Origin of the sequence: Pseudomonas entomophila (assembly GCF_013523165.1) — a bacterium.
Taxonomy (GTDB): Bacteria; Pseudomonadota; Gammaproteobacteria; order Pseudomonadales; family Pseudomonadaceae; genus Aquipseudomonas; species Aquipseudomonas entomophila_A.
Map to the genome: position 1 here is coordinate 106,662 of NZ_JAAMQI010000004.1, position 15,529 is coordinate 122,190.

At 65.5% G+C, this 15,529-nt stretch carries 14 protein-coding genes; 5 read left to right on the forward strand and 9 right to left on the reverse strand.

Features of this window, described 5'->3' with window-relative positions; all coding sequences use genetic code 11:
* Positions 1–45: 45 nt before the first annotated feature.
* Positions 46–561 (forward strand): dihydrofolate reductase, encoded by a 516-nt coding sequence (locus tag G7Z99_RS04495; protein ID WP_181092388.1) that lies wholly within the window; start codon positions 46–48, stop codon positions 559–561.
* Between the two features lie 45 nt (positions 562–606).
* On the opposite strand, the gene G7Z99_RS04500 is transcribed toward G7Z99_RS04495, so the two are convergent.
* Positions 607–2,001: an L-cystine transporter gene (locus G7Z99_RS04500; RefSeq protein WP_181092389.1), complete on the reverse strand. Its 1,395-nt coding sequence runs from the start codon at positions 1,999–2,001 to the stop codon at positions 607–609.
* Positions 2,002–2,237: 236 nt separating this feature from the next.
* Complete coding sequence (gene ilvD / locus G7Z99_RS04505) at positions 2,238–4,079, reverse strand: dihydroxy-acid dehydratase (RefSeq protein WP_181092390.1); 1,842 nt, start codon at positions 4,077–4,079, stop codon at positions 2,238–2,240.
* Positions 4,080–4,577: 498 nt separating this feature from the next.
* On the opposite strand from ilvD, the gene mgtE reads away from it, so the two are divergent.
* The gene (gene mgtE, locus G7Z99_RS04510; protein ID WP_181092391.1) at positions 4,578–5,633 is read left to right on the forward strand and encodes a magnesium transporter; all 1,056 of its coding nucleotides are present in this window, start codon (positions 4,578–4,580) and stop codon (positions 5,631–5,633) included.
* 191 nt (positions 5,634–5,824) lie between these two features.
* On the opposite strand, the gene G7Z99_RS04515 is transcribed toward mgtE, so the two are convergent.
* Together G7Z99_RS04515 and G7Z99_RS04520 are read right to left on the reverse strand one after the other, a co-directional pair.
* The gene (locus tag G7Z99_RS04515) at positions 5,825–7,021 is read right to left on the reverse strand and encodes a class I SAM-dependent rRNA methyltransferase (protein WP_181092392.1); all 1,197 of its coding nucleotides are present in this window, start codon (positions 7,019–7,021) and stop codon (positions 5,825–5,827) included.
* 75 nt (positions 7,022–7,096) lie between these two features.
* The gene (locus G7Z99_RS04520) at positions 7,097–7,633 is read right to left on the reverse strand and encodes a type 1 glutamine amidotransferase domain-containing protein (protein WP_181092393.1); all 537 of its coding nucleotides are present in this window, start codon (positions 7,631–7,633) and stop codon (positions 7,097–7,099) included.
* Between the two features lie 195 nt (positions 7,634–7,828).
* Here G7Z99_RS04520 and G7Z99_RS04525 point away from each other — a divergent pair, with 195 nt between their 5' ends.
* Together G7Z99_RS04525 and mutM are read left to right on the forward strand one after the other, a co-directional pair.
* A complete protein-coding gene (locus tag G7Z99_RS04525) occupies positions 7,829–8,641 on the forward strand; it encodes an HDOD domain-containing protein (RefSeq protein ID WP_181092500.1) in 813 nt (270 codons plus the stop codon).
* A 3-nt stretch (positions 8,642–8,644) separates the two neighbouring features.
* Complete coding sequence (gene mutM / locus G7Z99_RS04530; protein ID WP_181092394.1) at positions 8,645–9,457, forward strand: bifunctional DNA-formamidopyrimidine glycosylase/DNA-(apurinic or apyrimidinic site) lyase; 813 nt, start codon at positions 8,645–8,647, stop codon at positions 9,455–9,457.
* Positions 9,458–9,497: 40 nt separating this feature from the next.
* Here the strand turns inward: mutM and G7Z99_RS04535 are convergent, their stop codons facing one another.
* Positions 9,498–9,749: a YfhL family 4Fe-4S dicluster ferredoxin gene (locus G7Z99_RS04535; RefSeq protein ID WP_181092395.1), complete on the reverse strand. Its 252-nt coding sequence runs from the start codon at positions 9,747–9,749 to the stop codon at positions 9,498–9,500.
* 109 nt (positions 9,750–9,858) lie between these two features.
* A complete protein-coding gene (gene coaD / locus G7Z99_RS04540; RefSeq protein ID WP_181092396.1) occupies positions 9,859–10,338 on the reverse strand; it encodes a pantetheine-phosphate adenylyltransferase in 480 nt (159 codons plus the stop codon).
* A gap of 297 nt (positions 10,339–10,635) precedes the next feature.
* Between coaD and G7Z99_RS04545 the strand changes: the two genes are divergently transcribed.
* Positions 10,636–11,490, forward strand: a complete 855-nt coding sequence (locus tag G7Z99_RS04545) for a sulfurtransferase (RefSeq protein ID WP_181092397.1) — start codon at positions 10,636–10,638, stop codon at positions 11,488–11,490.
* 167 nt (positions 11,491–11,657) lie between these two features.
* On the opposite strand, the gene G7Z99_RS04550 is transcribed toward G7Z99_RS04545, so the two are convergent.
* From G7Z99_RS04550 to G7Z99_RS04560, 3 genes are all read right to left on the reverse strand, one after another.
* The gene (locus tag G7Z99_RS04550; protein ID WP_181092398.1) at positions 11,658–12,650 is read right to left on the reverse strand and encodes a hydrolase; all 993 of its coding nucleotides are present in this window, start codon (positions 12,648–12,650) and stop codon (positions 11,658–11,660) included.
* Positions 12,651–12,714: 64 nt separating this feature from the next.
* Positions 12,715–14,115 (reverse strand): M16 family metallopeptidase, encoded by a 1,401-nt coding sequence (locus G7Z99_RS04555; protein ID WP_181092399.1) that lies wholly within the window; start codon positions 14,113–14,115, stop codon positions 12,715–12,717.
* Positions 14,108–15,457 (reverse strand): M16 family metallopeptidase, encoded by a 1,350-nt coding sequence (locus G7Z99_RS04560; protein WP_181092400.1) that lies wholly within the window; start codon positions 15,455–15,457, stop codon positions 14,108–14,110. The genes G7Z99_RS04555 and G7Z99_RS04560 overlap by 8 nt, the downstream gene beginning before the upstream one ends.
* Positions 15,458–15,529: the final 72 nt, after the last annotated feature.

The window sequence follows — 15,529 nt, forward strand, 5'->3', positions numbered from 1 at the left end:
GCATAACTCAGGCACTCGCCCACCGGCTTTGCTATCCTCGGACCCATGAAAACCTCATTTCCCCTCAGCCTGATCGCGGCGCTCGCCGAGAACCGTGTGATCGGCATCGACAACCGCATGCCTTGGCACTTGCCGGGCGATTTCAAGTATTTCAAGGCCGTCACGCTCGGCAAGCCGATCATCATGGGGCGCAAGACCTGGGATTCGCTGGGCCGACCGCTGCCAGGCCGGTTGAACCTGGTCGTCAGCCGGCAGCCAGGCCTGCAGCTCGAGGGCGCCGAGGTGTTTGCGTCGTTGGAGGAGGCCATCGCCCGGGCAGAGGCGTGGGCAAGGGAACAGGGTGTTCAGGAACTGATGCTGATCGGAGGCGCGCAGTTGTATGCGCAGGCGCTGGAGCAAGGCGTGGTCGATCGTCTGTACCTGACGCGCGTGGCCTTGCAGCCGGAGGGCGATGCCTGGTTCCCGGCGTTCGACGAGACGCAGTGGCAGTTGTCGTCCGACCAGCCTCAGGCAGAAGAGGGCCGCCCTGCCTACCGCTTCGAAGTCTGGGACAGGCGCTGACCCTTTTGCTGGCGCACCTGTACGGGCGCGCCAGCGGCCTTCATCTCACCCTGCCTGGGTCAGCTCGGCCCGTTCTTGCGCCAGCAGCACCTGCCGATCGGTCTGGCCCAACAGCTGGCTGGTGACCACACCCGCTGCCATCGAACCGTTCACGTTGAGCGCCGTGCGCCCCATGTCGATCAATGGCTCGACCGAGATCAGCAGGGCGACCAGCTCGACCGGCAAGCCCATGGCCGGCAGCACGATCAGCGCGGCGAAGGTCGCACCGCCGCCGACACCGGCCACACCGACCGAACTCAGGGTGACGATGGCCACCAGCGTCGCGATCCACCATGGGTCCAGCGGGTCGATGCCGACCACGGGCGCGACCATCACCGCCAGCATGGCCGGATACAGGCCGGCGCAGCCATTCTGGCCGACCGTGGCGCCAAAGGACGCCGAGAAACTGGCAATCGACTGCGGCACGCCAAGGCGCAAGGTCTGCGCCTCGATGTTCAGCGGAATGCTGGCCGCGCTGGAGCGGCTGGTGAAGGCGAAGGTCAGCACCGGCCATACCTTGCGGAAGAAACGCACCGGGCTGACGCCGGTCCCGGCCAGGATCAGTGCATGGACCAGGAACATCAGACCCAGCCCCAGGTACGACACCGCCACGAAGCTGCCCAGCTTGAGGATGTCGTCCAGGTTGGAGCTGGCCACCACCTTGGCCATCAGGGCCAGCACGCCATAGGGCGTGAGTTTCATGACCAGGCGAACCAGGCGGATCACCCAGGCCTGCAAGGTGTCGATGGCGGACAGGGCCCGCCCGCCCTTGTCGGCGTCATCCTTGATCAATTGCAGCGCCGCCAGCCCGACGAACACGGCGAAGATCACCACGCTGATGATCGAGGTCGGTTTGGCCCGTGCCAGGTCGGCCACCGGGTTGCTCGGGATGAACGATAGCAGCAGCTTGGGAATGTCGAGGTTGGCGACCTTGCCGGCGTATTCGCCATGGATAGTCTGCAGACGCGCCGACTCCTGCGCACCGGCCACCAGCCCTTCGGCGGTCAGGCCGAACAGGTTGGTCAGGACAATGCCGATCAGCGCCGCGATGGCGGTGGTCAGCAGCAGCGTACCGATGCTCAGCACACTGATGCGGCCCAGCGAAGAGGCGTTGTGCAGACGCGCCACGGCGCTGAGGATCGAGGCGAAGATCAGCGGCATGATCATCATCTGCAGCAGGCCGACATAGCCGTTGCCGACCAGGTCGAGCCAGCCGATGGTGGCTTGCAGCACGGGGTGGCCGGCGCCATAGATCGTGTGCAGGACCACGCCGAAGACCACGCCCAGCACCAGGCCCAGCAGCACCTTCTTGGCCAGGCTCCAGTCAGTGCGGCGGGTTTGTGCCAGGCCCAGCAACAGGGCCAGGAACGCCAGCAGGTTAAGTGACAACGGCAGGTTCATTGAAGCTCCAGCAATAAAAGGCAGAGGGGGCATCGCCTCTGTGAGCGAGTGCGAACCGGAAATGCTAACAGGCTGAAATCGAACGGATTTATACCCAAATGGAATGTGCATAGTCGTTTATGGAATAAAGTGCATCACCGCTCGAATCTCAAGTCCCCGTTTGGTAGAGAGCAGTGGCTGCTACCGGGCAAAAAAAACCGGCGCCCAAGGCGCCGGTTTCTCATGCCGTCAGTACCTTACAGCCCGTCGAGCATCGCCTTGTTCCGTACCGCACCCTTGTCGGCGCTGGTCGCCAGCAGGGCATAGGCCTTCAAGGCCGTGGTGACCTTGCGTGGCCGGACTTCGACAGGCTTCCAGCCCTTCTTGTCCTGCTCGATGCGGCGGTGCGACAGCTCCTCGTCGCTGACCAGCAGATTGATCGAGCGATTGGGGATGTCGATCAGTACCTTGTCGCCATCCTGCACCAGACCGATGGCGCCGCCTGCTGCCGCTTCCGGCGAGGCATGGCCAATGGACAGGCCCGAGGTGCCGCCCGAGAAGCGGCCGTCGGTCAGCAGGGCGCAGGCCTTGCCCAGGCCTTTGGACTTCAGGTAGGACGTCGGGTAGAGCATCTCCTGCATGCCCGGGCCACCTTTCGGGCCTTCGTAACGGATGATGACGATGTCACCGGCCTTCACCTCGTCGGCCAGAATGCCGCGCACGGCGCTGTCCTGGCTCTCGAAGATCTTGGCGGTGCCCTCGAACACGTGGATCGACTCGTCCACGCCCGCCGTCTTCACCACGCAGCCATCCAGGGCGATGTTGCCGTACAGTACGGCCAGGCCACCTTCCTGCGAGTAAGCGTGCTCGACGCTGCGGATGCACCCGTGCTCACGGTCGTCGTCCAGCGTGTCCCAACGGGTCGACTGGCTGAAAGCGGTCTGGGTCGGGATGCCGGCCGGGCCTGCCTTGAAGAAGGTGTGCACCGCCTCGTCATCGGTCTGGGTGATGTCCCACTGGGCGATGGCGGCTGCCATGCTGGGGCTGTGCACGGTCGGCAGGTCGGTATGCAGCAGGCCGCCGCGGGCCAGGGAACCGAGGATGCTGAAGATGCCGCCGGCGCGGTGCACGTCCTCCATGTGGTACTTCTGGATGTTCGGCGCCACCTTGCACAGCTGCGGCACGGTGCGCGACAGGCGATCGATGTCGCGCAGGTCGAACTCGACCTCGCCTTCCTGAGCCGCGGCCAGCAGGTGCAGGATGGTGTTGGTCGAACCACCCATGGCGATGTCGAGCATCATGGCGTTCTCGAACGCCTTGAAGTTGGCGATGCTGCGCGGCAGGACCGAGGCGTCGTTCTCGCCGTAGTAGCGCTGGCACAGCTCGACGATGGTGCGGCCGGCCTTGAGGAACAGCTGTTCGCGGTCCGAGTGGGTGGCCAGGGTCGAGCCGTTGCCGGGCAGGGCCAGGCCCAGGGCTTCGGTCAGGCAGTTCATCGAGTTGGCGGTGAACATGCCCGAGCACGACCCACAGGTCGGGCAGGCGCTGCGCTCGTACTCGGCGACCTTCTCGTCGGAGGCCGAGCTGTCGGCGGCGATGACCATGGCATCGACCAGGTCCAGGCCATGGCTGGCCAGCTTGGTCTTGCCGGCTTCCATCGGCCCTCCGGAGACGAAGATCACCGGAATGTTCAGGCGCAGGGCAGCCATCAGCATGCCGGGGGTGATCTTGTCGCAGTTGGAGATGCAGACGATGGCATCGGCGCAATGCGCGTTGACCATGTACTCGACCGCATCGGCGATGATCTCGCGACTCGGCAGCGAATACAGCATGCCGTCGTGGCCCATGGCGATGCCGTCGTCGACCGCGATGGTGTTGAATTCTTTCGCCACGCCACCGGCGCGCTCGATCTCGCGCGCCACCAGTTGGCCCAGGTCCTTCAGGTGCACGTGCCCTGGGACGAACTGGGTGAACGAGTTGGCGATGGCGATGATCGGCTTCTTGAAGTCGTCATCCTTCATGCCGGTCGCGCGCCACAGGGCACGGGCGCCGGCCATGTTGCGGCCGTGGGTGGAAGTCTTGGAACGGTAATCAGGCATGAAGCACTCCTGGCGGCTGAATCAGGGTCACAGAAAGGGGAGTGAGCTTCTCTTGTCCTCGCTGGCCAGGGCCGGTAGCCGTTGGCACGGATGGGGTCGCGGACTGCACGGGATCGCCGTGAGCTCGACCAGAGCTCATAAACCCGCCGGGGATGTCTGGCGATGAATACCCCGATTCTACACCCCTGACGCGGGGAGGGAACGGTGAGTTGGCGGGCGGGACGCACGCACGGTGACGCGCTCGGGGCTCGCCTCCTGTGTAGGACGTTTCTGAAAATACGCGAAGTGACGGGTTCGGGGCTGACGCGAACCACCCTTTTCCCTAAGATTGCCGCGCCGCATGTGCGGCTAGACGAGAAAACCCTCAATGGACCTTCCCAGTTTCGATTCCTCAGGAATCCGTCATCTGGCACTGAGCGCGCCGTCGCCAGGGCTACCGCCGGCTTGAGCCCGACAGGGTGAGGTCCGCAGGTGCCTGGACGGCGCCTGGAGACTCTCATGCACCATGATACTCGCTCCACCCTTTCCCCGGACGATCTGCGTCAGGCCGCCCAGGCCCGTCGCGACCAGCTCCTGCAGCTCGGCCATTACCGCGAAGGCACAGCCGGCGTGCTCATGACGAGCCAGTACTCGAGCCTCGATCATGGGCTACAAGCCAGCCAGGCCATCGACATGCTGCGGCGCGAGGCCGCCGATGCCGAGACCATCTACCAGTCCTATGTCCTGGACAGCGCCCGCAACCTGCTCGGCACGGTGTCCTTGCGTGAGCTGATCCTCGCTGCGCCGAACGCGCTAGTGGAACAGATCATGACGCGCGACGTGCTCTGCGTGAGCGTTTCCACCCCTCAGGAGGAGGTGGCGCGGCTGGTTCGCCAGCACGACCTGCTGGCGGTGCCCGTCATCGACGAGGCAGGTCGGCTGGTCGGGATCATCACCTGTGACGAGGCGATGGACGTGGTGGTCGACGAAGCCACCGAGGACTTCCACAAAGGCGTCCTGATCACCAACCACATCGGCAACCTGAAGGATGCCACCCTCGGCCTGCTGTACCGCAAGCGGGTGCTGTGGCTGGTGCTGCTGGTCTTCGGCAACCTGTTTTCCGGGGCCGGGATCGCGGCATTCGAAGACACCATCGCAGCGCACATCGCGCTGGTGTTCTTCCTGCCACTGCTGGTCGACAGCGGCGGCAACGCGGGCGCTCAGTCCGCGACCTTGATGGTGCGCGGGCTGGCCACAGGCGAGGTGGTGCTGCGCGACTGGTGCCACTTGCTCATGCGTGAGTCCGGCGTTGCCTTGGCGCTGGGCGGCACCATGGCGGTAGCAGTCGCCGGGCTGGGCATGTTGCGAGGCGGCCTGGACATCGCGTTGATCGTTGCCAGCAGCATGTTGGTGATCGTGCTGGTCGGCAGCCTGATCGGCATGAGCCTGCCGTTTCTGCTCAGCCGCCTCAAGCTCGATCCTGCGACCGCCAGCGGGCCGCTGGTGACATCGATTGCCGATGCAGCGGGCGTGCTGGTGTATTTTGGCATTGCGTCGCAGGTGTTGGACATCTGAGCAGCATTGACGTGACGGCCACCCCTTTCGGTGGCCGTTTGCGCTGATCAGCGAGCAGACAAAGGTCGTCTGCCGAGGCAAGGCGGCCAAGACGTTGAAACCGCCAAGGCTTGCAGGCGCGGGCGCCCGGTCCGGGCGATGAGCCGGCCAGGCCCGTGACGGGAGCGCAACGCCCTGACTGGCAATGCCTGTCAGCTATTGGGCAGCAACCGGCACGTGATGCTCTTGATGTACCGTGTTTCCGGAATCGCCGGGTGCACCGGGTGGTCCGGCCCCTGGCCGCCGCGCTCGAGCAGTTGCAGGTTGCGGTCCAGGTGACGTGCGCTGGTCAGCAGGATGCCGTTCAGATCGTCCTCGGGCAGGTGCATGGAGCACGAGGCGCTGACCAGGATGCCGTCCTTGGTCAACAGGCGCATGGCCTGCTCATTCAGGCGACGGTAGGCGCCTTCGCCGTTCTTCAGGTCCTTCTTGCGTTTGATGAACGCGGGCGGGTCGGCGACGATCACGTCAAAGCGCTCCTCAGCGGCTTTTAGTTCCTTGAGCGCCTCGAACACGTCACCCTCGATACACGTGAGTCTGTCGGCGATGCCATTGAGCGCGGCGTTGCGCTCGACACCGTCCAGCGCGAAGCCCGAGGCGTCCACACAGAACACTTCACTGGCCCCGAATGCACCGGCCTGCACGCCCCAGCCCCCGATGTAGCTGAACAGGTCCAGCACACGCTTGCCCTTGACGTAAGGGGCCAGGCGCGCGCGGTTCATGCGGTGGTCATAGAACCAGCCGGTCTTCTGGCCTTCACGCACCGGCGCCTCGAAGCGCACGCCGTTCTCTTCCAGCGCGACCCAGTCCGGCACCTCGCCGTAGACCGTTTCCACGTAGCGTTGCAGCCCTTCGGCGTCACGTGCGGCCGAGTCGTTCTTGAACAGGATGCCGCTGGGCTTGAGCACTTGCACCAGGGCCGCGATCACGTCGTCCTTGTGCTGTTCCATGGTGGCCGAAGCCAGCTGCACCACCAGCACGTCGAAGAAACGGTCGACGACCAGGCCCGGCAGCAGGTCGGAGTCGCCGTACACCAGGCGATAGCAAGGCTTGTCGAACAGGCGCTCGCGCAGCGACAACGCGACGTTGAGCCGGTGCACCAGCAGGGACTTGTCCAGCGGCAGCTTGATGTCGCGCGACACCAGGCGTGCGCAGATCAGGTTGTTGGGGCTCAGGGCCACGATGCCGAGCGGCTTGCCGCTGGCGGTCTCGAGGATGGCCTGCTGGCCGGCCTGCAACCCTTGCAGCGGGGTGGCGGCGACGTCGATTTCGTTGCTGTAGACCCACAGGTGGCCAGCGCGCAAGCGGCGATCGGCGTTGGCTTTGAGACGAAGGCTGGGCAGGGACATGACGTCGCTCCGAAAAAAAGAGCGGGAGTATAGCGCGTCGGCCGCCGCCCAGGCGCGGCCGACGACAGGCGTCGATCAGGACAGGGCGTCGACGATCGCCTTGTTGAAGGCCGGAATGTCGTCCGGCTGACGGCTGCTGATCAGGTTGCCATCGACCACCACCTCTTCGTCGACCCACTGGGCGCCGGCGTTGCGCAGATCATCCTGCAGGGTCTTGAAGCTGGTCATGCGACGGCCGGCGACCAGGCCGCTGGAAATCAGCAGCCAGCCACCATGGCAGATGACGGCCAGTGGTTTCTTGTCGGTGGCATGCTTTTTCACGATCGCCTGTGCGCCCTCGCTCAGACGAATGGTATCGGAATTCTGCACGCCGCCCGGCAGGACGACGGCGTCGTAGACGTTGGCCTGCGCAGCGTCGAAGGTGGCATCGACGGCGAAGTCATCTGCAGGTTTGTCGTGGTTCCAGCCTTTCACCTGGCCGGCTTTCTCGCTCAGAATGTCGACGGTGGCGCCTGCTTGCAGCAAGGCGTCGCGTGGACCGGTAAGCTCGACTTGTTCGAAACCATCGGTGACCAGGAAGGCCACGCGCTTACCGCTCAATGAAGTCGTCATGAATTGCTCCTCGGTTTTCAATGGGACCTCAAAGACAGGCCCGCGCCGAGGTCTGAAAGTTCCTGAAACTCAAGTGAGCGGTTAGTGCGCGCCTGGCGTCAGAGGTTAGAATCGCGTGTCATTACCGAGTAGCCGTTCATGTCCCATCAGGAACTCACCGCCGAGCAGATCCAACAGGCCTTGCAGGGCATCAGCATCCCGCCGCAGCCGCAGATTCTGGTCGACCTTCAATTCGAGCAATACATGCCCGATCCAGACCTGGGGGCGATCGCCAAGTTGATCTCCCAGGACCCGGGGCTGTCCGGCGCGCTGCTCAAGCTGGTCAATTCGGCGCATTTCGACCTGTCCAACAAGATCGGCTCGATCCAGCGTGCGGTGAACCTGCTGGGCAGCCGGTCGATCATCAACCTGATCAACGCCCAGTCGATCAAGGGCGAGATGAGCGACGAAACCATCGTCACCCTCAATCGGTTCTGGGACAACGCCCAGGACGTGGCCATGACCTGCCTGACCCTGGCCAAGCGCACCGGGTTGCAGGCCGTCGACGAAGCCTACACCGTCGGGCTGTTCCACGATTGCGGCGTACCGCTGATGCTCAAGCGCTTTCCCACGTACATGACGGTGCTGGAAGAGGCCTACGCCAGTGCCACTGCCGACTACCGCGTGGTGGACACCGAAAACCGGGCCTTCAACACCAACCATTCGGTGGTCGGCTATTTCACTGCCAAGTCCTGGCGCCTGCCCGAGCACCTGACCGCGACCATCGCCAACCACCACAACGCGCTGGCGGTGTTTCGCGATGAGTCATCGCACAATACCCAGCTCAAGAACCTGCTGGCCGTGCTGAAGATGGCCGAGCACATCTGCGCTTCCCACCAGGTGCTGGGCAACCAGGTCGTCGACCACGAGTGGAACGCCATCGCGCCGCTGGTGCTGGACTACATCGGCCTGTCGGAGTACGACTTCGAGAGCCTCAAACAGACCCTTCGTGAACTGAGCGGACGTTGACCCATGCCGGAATTGCCAGAAGTCGAAACCACACGACGCGGGATCGCACCCTTCCTCGAAGGTCAACGCGTGCAGCGGGTGGTCGTGCGTGACCGCCGACTGCGCTGGCCGATCCCCGAGGATCTGGACGTTCGCTTGTCCGGCCAGCGCATCCTGAGCGTGGAGCGGCGCGCCAAGTACCTGCTGATCAACGCCGAGGCCGGGACGCTGATCAGTCACCTGGGCATGTCCGGCAACCTGCGGCTGGTGGAGCTGGGCCTGGCGCCCGCGCGCCATGAGCACGTGGACATCGAGCTGGAGTCGGGGATGGCCCTGCGCTATACCGACCCACGGCGCTTCGGCGCCATGCTCTGGAGCCTGGATCCGCACAATCATGAACTGCTCGCGCGCCTGGGCCCGGAGCCATTGACCGACCTGTTCGACGGCGAGCGCCTGTACCAGCTGTCCCGAGGCCGGGCCATGGCGGTCAAGCCGTTCATCATGGACAACGCCATCGTGGTCGGCGTAGGCAACATCTATGCGACCGAAGCGCTGTTCGCTGCGGGTATCGACCCACGCCGTGCAGCGGGCGGCATCTCACGGGCGCGCTATCTCAAACTGGCCGTGGAGATCAAGCGCGTGCTGGCAGCTGCCATCGAGCGGGGCGGTACGACGCTGCGCGACTTCATTGGCGGCGATGGGCAGCCGGGGTATTTCCAGCAGGAGCTGTTCGTGTACGGGCGTGGCGGCTTGCCGTGCAAGGTCTGCGCGACGCCGCTGCGTGAGGTACGCCTGGGGCAGCGGGCGAGCGTCTACTGCCCGCGCTGCCAGCGCTGAGCACGGGGTGTCTTGAAGGCGGTATGCCCGGCAGGCCGCGTCAGGCCTTGCCGGTGATCCGGCGGTACTTGGCCATCAGCTCGTCCTGACTCTCGGGATGAGCCTCGTCCAACGGGATGCAGTCGACCGGGCAGACCTGCTGGCATTGGGGTTCGTCGTAGTGGCCGACGCACTGGGTGCACAGGTTCGGGTCGATCACGTAGATCTCTTCGCCTTGCGAGATGGCGGCGTTCGGGCACTCAGGTTCGCAGACGTCGCAATTGATGCAATCGTCGGTGATGATCAGGGACATGGAGACTCCGGCCGGGGCACTCGGGCCCGGGCATGTAGATACCGATGCGCGCAATTGTGCCGTATTCGCGCCCGCAGTGCACGCGGGCGCGACGTTCAGGCAGGTGGCGTCACTTCCTGAAGCGCTCGGTCAGCGCCTGGGCGACGGCCGGATGCACGAACTTGCTGATGTCTCCGCCCAGCGCGGCGATCTCGCGCACCAGGGTCGAAGAGATGAACGAGTAGCGCTCGGAAGGCGTGAGGAACAGGCTTTCGACGTCCGGGGCCAGTTGCCGGTTCATGTTGGCCAGCTGGAACTCGTATTCGAAGTCCGACACCGCGCGCAAGCCGCGCAGCAGCACGTTGGCCCCTTGCTCCTTGGCGAAGCTGGCCAGCAGCGTCGAAAAGCCGATGACCTCGACGTTGGGCAGGTGCCGGGTGACTTCCCGCGCCAGCTCGACCCGCTGCTCGAGAGGGAACAGTGGGTTCTTCTTGGGGCTGGCCGCCACTGCGATGATCACGTGATCGAAGAGCCGCGAGGCGCGTTCGACCAAGTCGCCATGGCCTCGGGTGATAGGGTCGAAAGTACCCGGGTACAACACTCGGTTCATCGCGTCATCCTGGCTGGAGTGCGTGGGGGACTCGGATGGTAGCGCAGCGACCGCGCCCGGCCAAGTCGCGTGGCTCGCTGTCGGTACGTCAGGCCGTTGAATGCCCTCCGTAGAGCCGCGTGTCGAGCGGACGTTACGACCAACGTCTAGAGGGAGCGATGAAATCACCTTCGAGGCTTGGCAGTGCGCCGCAGGGCGTGTCACCGTACGGCCTGCCGCCCCAGGGATGCAGGCCCCGCCGCGCTGGGTACGATGGATGCCTGCGGCCCGGGCACTTTCGCCCTTCAGGAGACTGACATGCCCCTTGCGCACCTGATCACCGCCGAGCGCCTGGCCGAACGCCTGGAAACGCCCGGGCTAGTGATACTCGATTGCCGCTTTGCACTGGAAGACCGCGACCATGGCCCGCGCAGCTATGCGCAAGGGCATATCGCTGGCGCCCATTATGCTGATCTCGAGCGGGACCTGAGCGGCCCGGTGAGCAAGGGCCGAACGGGTCGACACCCACTCCCGGACCCGCAGCGCCTGGTCGAGCGCCTGCGCGCATGGGGCGTGGACGATGACAGCGAGATCGTGCTGTACGACGACGGCCCTGGCGCTTATGCCGCGCGGGCCTGGTGGCTGCTGGCCTGGCTGGGCAAACGGGAGGGCGTCAGCCTGCTGGATGGTGGCTTGAAAGCCTGGCATGCGGCGCACCTGCCGCTGAGCCTGGACCCGCCCGGCAAACGGGTGGGAACGTTCACAGGAGAACCTGACCCCAGCCTGCTCATCGATGCCGAGCGCTTGAGCAAGCACCTGCAGCGTCCGGAGCAGACCTTGCTCGATGCCCGTGCCCTGCCGCGGTTCCGGGGCGAGGTCGAACCCATCGACCCGGTGGCCGGGCATATCCCCGGCGCGCAGTGCGCCGCGTTCACCGACAACCTGGGGCCGGAGGGGCGATTCCTGCCCGCCGACCGCCTGCGCCAGCGCTTCGAGACCTACCTGGCAGGGCGCCCGCCGGAGTCTGTGGTCGCCTATTGTGGTTCGGGCGTCACCGCCTGCCACAACCTGTTCGCACTGGCTTTGGCAGGCTATCCGCTGGGCCGCCTGTATGCCGGCTCGTGGAGCGAGTGGATCAACGAGCCGACACGCGCCATCGCCACAGGAGACTGACTGGCCCTCTAGAGAGCAGGTTTGCTCGCGAGGCAGGCGGCGCCTGACCGGGCGCTATCGCTGGCAAGCCAGCTCCCACCGGCCCTCATTCCAAGCCGCTGCCTGGCATCAGCCTGCTGACAGGCCTCTGTGGGAGCGGGCTTGCCAGCGAGGCAGGCGGCGCCTGATCAGGCCTGCTCGAGCAACCACTGTGGAATGCGCCGTTCCAGGTAGTAAGTGGGGCGCCGTACGCTACCCTCGACGAACCCCACGTGTCCGCCACGCTCATGCAGCTCGAAGGACGTGCCGGGCGCCAGTTCCTCCGCCGTCGGCAAGCTGTGGGCGAAGATGAAGGGGTCATCGTGCGCCTGGATGATCAGGGTCGGGGTCTCGATCTGGCCCAGGTAATAACGGCTGGAGGCCCGCCGATAATAGTCTTGGGCGCTGTCGAATCCATTGAGCGGTGCGGTGACCTTGCCGTCGAAATCCCAGAACGTGCGCATACGTCCGAGTGGTCCCAGGCGCTCCAGTGCCGCCAGCCCGTCCATCTGGCCCTGTTGGCGCAGGTAGTCGTGCTTGGCCGACAGGTGCGCTGACAGTTCGCGCATGAAGTGCGCCTGATACACCCTGGAAAACCCCAGCGCGATACGGTCGGCACATTGATCGAGGCGAAAGGGCACCGACACCGCCACCGCGGCGCGCAAGCCACTGTCCGAGCCTTGTTCACCCAGGTACTTGAGCAGCACGTTACCGCCCAGCGAATACCCCACGGCGTACAACGGGGCCAGGGGGCGTGCGCTGCGCAGGTGGTCGACGACCTGCGCCAGGTCTTCGCTGATCCCCGAGTGGTAGCTGCGCGCCAACCGGTTCGGCTCGCCCGAGCAGCCGCGCCAGTTGACGGCCACGCTGACCCAGCCGAGGGCCGCCAGGGCGCGTTGCAGGCCGATGACGTAGGGCGATTGCGAAGACCCCGTCAACCCATGCAGCACCACGACCACGGGGGCCTGCGCCGAATGCGGGCCATGCCAGTCCAGGTCGAGGAAGTCCCCGTCGGCCAGCCATAGACGCTCGCGCGTTCGGGTCAGTCCGGGCTGGCGCCGGATGAACGGCCCCCACAGCGTCTGCAGGTGGGGGTTGCTCAAGCCGATGGCAGGGCGGAAAGAGGATGACTCGACGGGCATGCAGTGGACTCCAGGCGATGCGTGGCAGCATCCCATGGATCGACCCGCCGAGCGAGTGAGCGGTTCAGGGCAACGGCACCTGTGGCACGTCCGGTCCTGCGCTGACCGCTACCTGGCGTGCCCGATGGACGTGCAGGGCGAAGGCCTCGCGCACCTGCCGGGGCTCCACGGCTGCCAGGCGATCCAGGTAGGTCGTGAGGTAGGTTTCATCCAGGCCTTGCTGATTGACATAAGCCAGCAGGTTCACCAGACGGCCGTTCTCAGCCACCTGCTTGAGCCACTGGCCAGCGATCTGCTGGCGCGCGATGCCCACTTCCCGCTCGCTGGGGCCTTCTTCGACGAAACGGTCCACCAGCGCCTCGACCAGCGTCTGCGATGCATCGGTGTACTGAGGCGCGACATCCCAGTAGATGCCCAGGAATCCAGCCGCACGCAGCTGCTGCGGGACCGAACGGATGCCATAGGTCAACCCGCGGCGCACACGCAGCTCCTGCATCAGGCGTGAGTTCAGGCCCTCGCCCAGTACCTGGTTGCCCAGCAGCAAGGCCAGGTCCGCATCGGAGCCCGGCACTGTGTCGATCGGGCAGGCGATCGCGATCTGGCTCGTGGCGCCCGCCTGCTCCAGATGAACGATCTCCTGCTCGCGGGGCTGTACCGCGGGCAGCTCGATGGAGGCCCAGTTCTGGTTGAGCCCCAGGCTCAGCCGGTGCGCGATCGCCTGCGCACGCTCGCGTGACAGATCGCCGACGATCGACACCTGCAGGTTGCGCGCCGAATAGGCACGTCGATGGTAGGCCCGCAGATCGTCCACGGTCAGGCGCGACAAGCTGTCTGGCACGCTGCCGTAGTAATGGGCATACGGATGCCCGGCGAACAGGTGGCTGGGCACGGCGGCCCTGACCCGGTGATAGGCGAGCTGCCGCCGACCTTGTTGATAGGCGCGGAACTGGCCCTTGACCGTGGCCAGCAGGGCAGGCGCGAAGGCCGGGCGCGCCAGCACGTCTTCGAACAAGCCGAGCGCCGTTTCACTGAACGTGGCCTCGCTCAGGGTGCGCAGTGTCAAGGTGGCATGGTCGGCGTCGATGGTCTTGCCCAGCAGGGCGCCGGAGCCCTCCAGTGCCTGGGCGAAGGCTGCCGCGTCATGGCGCTGGGTGCCTTTGTCGAGCATGTGCAACGTCATGGCCGCCAGGCCTGGCAGGTCGCCGTCGTAGGCAGCGCCCGCCGCGAAGCGCACGGTCACGTCGATCATCGGGACGGTGGACGACGGCACGAAGAGCACGCGGCTGCCCGCGTCGGTCTGCCAGGCCTGCACGGGAATATCGAGGCGTTCCAGCCTGTCGAGGTCCAGGTGGGCGGCCGACGTCAGCAGGGCCAGTGGGTTCTCTTCGGCCAGTGCGGCTGGACGAGGGGAACAGCGCGCGTCGGCAGTCGACGACGCTGGGGCGCAGGGCGGCACGTTACTCATGAGGAGTGTCCTCGGTCATCAGGTAGGTGATGGTGCGTCGTTCAGCGGTCAGGTAACGCTGGGCCACTGCGCGAAGCGTTTCGCCTTGGAGGCCATTGATCAGGGTGGTCTGGTCGACATGTTGCAGGGGGTCCAGGGCAACGGTGGCGCGCAGACCGACCAGGCGAGCCTGCCCATCGATAGCGTCTTGGGCATAGATGCGCGCGGCCAGCTGGCGCGCCTTGGCCCTGGACAGTTCCGCTGCGGTAGGTGGTGCCGTGCCCAGTGCCTCGACGATGTCGAGGATGCGCGCCGCCGCCTGCGCCGGCGTGGCGATCGCCGGGTTGGAGAACGCGCTGATGGTCAGCAGCGAGTCGCCGCGCATCAAGGACCGGTAGGCAACGGAAAGGGCCTGCAGCACCCCCTCCTCGAGGACCAGTTGTGTATACAGACGAGAGCCCTTGCCATTGCCCAGCCACTCGGTCAGCAGGCTCAGCGCCACGGCCTGCTCCGGGGCATCGGCTGTGCCCAGGCTGGGAACGTTGAAACTCATGACCAACCCAGGGCGCAAGCCTGGCAGCGTCACGGTCTGGATGCGTGCATCGGTCGTCGCCTCGTAGCGTGGCCTGGGCCGCTCGGGCAATGCACGTGCAGGCAGCATGGCGAAATGACGCTCGACCATCGCCCGCAGGCTGTCCAGCTCGGCATGGCCTGCCACGACCAGCGTGGCGTTGTTGGGGTGGTACCAGGTCTTGTACCAGTCGCGCACGGCAGCCAGGTCGAGCTGCTCGATCTCCTCCGGGTGTCCGATCAGGGGGGCCGCGTAGGGACTGGCCCCATGGGCCAGGCTGTTCGCGCGTTCCAGGGCCAGCGCCACGGGGTTGTCATCGACCTGTGCCCGGCGCTCGGCCAGGACCACGTCACGTTCGGTCGTCCACTGGGTGGGCGCAAGGGTCGCCGTGGCCATCGAATCGGCCATGGCCTCCAGGATGACCTCCATGCGGCTCGACGGCAGCGTTGCGTGAAACACCGTGGCGTCTTCGTAGGCGAAGGCGTTCCAGTCCGCGCCCAGGCGCGACAAGGTTTGCGTGTAGTACCCTGCGGGCAGCTTGGCGCTACCTTTGAACACCAGGTGCTCGAGGTAGTGTGACATCCCGGAGCGCCCTGGCGGTTCATCGCTCGAGCCGACGTGGTACCACAGCTGGACGGCGACCAAGGGGGCACGATGGTCTTCGAGCAGATAGACCTGGAGGCCGTTATCCAGCGTGAATCGCTGAGGCTGGCGAGCCGAGGCACCGCCTGGCAGTGAGGCGCCTTCGCCCAGAGGGGCGAGCAAGGCAGGCAGTAGAGGGGATCGAGGCATGGCCGAAGCTCCTGAGGGGGTCCCCCAGGAGTGTCGACAGGACGGGCGTGCCGCCTGCGTTAATTAGTTATG